Source organism: Mesorhizobium caraganae, assembly GCF_016836705.1.
In the GTDB taxonomy this organism is placed as follows: domain Bacteria; phylum Pseudomonadota; class Alphaproteobacteria; order Rhizobiales; family Rhizobiaceae; genus Mesorhizobium; species Mesorhizobium caraganae.
Window position 1 is genome coordinate 1 of record NZ_JAFCGY010000089.1, and the last position, 1,272, is coordinate 1,272.

1 protein-coding gene and 1 pseudogene are annotated in these 1,272 nt (G+C 64.1%); both read left to right on the forward strand.

Annotation, left to right across the window (positions count from 1 at the left end; translation table 11 throughout):
* Window positions 1–64: 64 nt before the first annotated feature.
* A pseudogene (locus JQK88_RS36860) lies at window positions 65–217 on the forward strand (transposase); the annotation flags it as partial.
* Window positions 184–1,254 (forward strand): IS3 family transposase, encoded by a 1,071-nt coding sequence (locus JQK88_RS35380; protein ID WP_246750189.1) that lies wholly within the window; start codon window positions 184–186, stop codon window positions 1,252–1,254. The pseudogene JQK88_RS36860 and the gene JQK88_RS35380, both read left to right, overlap by 34 nt.
* Window positions 1,255–1,272 lie beyond the last annotated feature (18 nt).

Consider the following 1,272-nt stretch of genomic DNA (forward strand, 5'->3'; position numbering starts at 1 on the left):
TGACCTGCCACTGAGAATTTCCTCCACCTGGAGTTAGAGTCCGGCCTCCAAGAAGGACGGACAGATGAAGCGGAAGCGGTTCACGGAAGAGCAGATCATCGCGGTTTTGCGCGAGCACGAGGCGGGTGCTAAGGCGGGCGATCTGGCCCGCAAGCACGGGATCTCGGAGGCTACGCTGTATAACTGGAAGGCGAAGTATGGTGGGATGGATGTGTCCGACGCCAAACGCCTGAAGGCCCTGGAAGACGAGAACGCGAAGCTGAAGAAGCTGCTCGCCGACCAGATGCTCGAAGCCTCGGCGCTGAAGGAGCTTCTGTCAAAAAAATGGTAGGGCCCGCCGCCAAGCGCGAAGCCGTCGCGCATCTGCAGGCCGTCATGGGCCTGTCGGAACGGCGGGCCTGTTCCATTGTCGGCGCGGATCGCAAGATGATCCGCTACCGGTCCTGTCGCCCACCGGCGACGGAGCTGCGCGGCAGGCTTCGCGAGCTTGCCAACGAGCGGAGACGCTTCGGCTATCGGCGGCTGTTCATCCTCCTTCGTCGGGAGGGCGAGCCGTCGGGGATCAACCGCATCTATCGGCTCTACCGGGAAGAAGGGCTGACGGTGCGCAAGCGCCGCGCACGACGCCGGGCTGTGGGCACGCGCGCTCCGATCCTGGTCGAGGCAAGACCGAACGCGCGATGGTCGCTGGACTTCGTCCACGACCAGTTCGCCTGCGGGCGGCGGTTCCGGGTGCTGAACATCGTCGACGACGTGACGCGGGAATGCCTGGCTGCGATCCCAGACACCTCGATCTCCGGCCGCCGCGTCGCCCGCGAACTGACCGATCTGATCGGCCGCCGCGGCAAGCCGGGCATGATCGTTTCCGACCACGGCACCGAGTTCACCTCGAACGCCATCCTCGCCTGGTCGAAGGATCACCGCGTGGAATGGCACTACATCGCGCCAGGTAAGCCCATGCAGAATGGCTACATCGAGAGCTTCAACGGCAGGATGCGCGACGAGCTCCTGAACGAGAGCCTGTTCTTCGGCCTCGATCATGCCCGCTGCGCCATCACCGATTGGGTGGACGACTACAACATCGCGAGGCCTCACTCCTCGCTCGGCTACCAGACCCCGGCGGCTTTCGCCGAGATCCTCAACGCAACCGGCTCCGACGCTGCGCTCATTGCAGGCTTCGCGTCTGCGCCGGTTGCTCAACCCGCGCCATACGGCGTAACAGAAACGGCCGAGGCTCTAATCGCCACTGGATGAAACTTCAGTGGCAGGTCA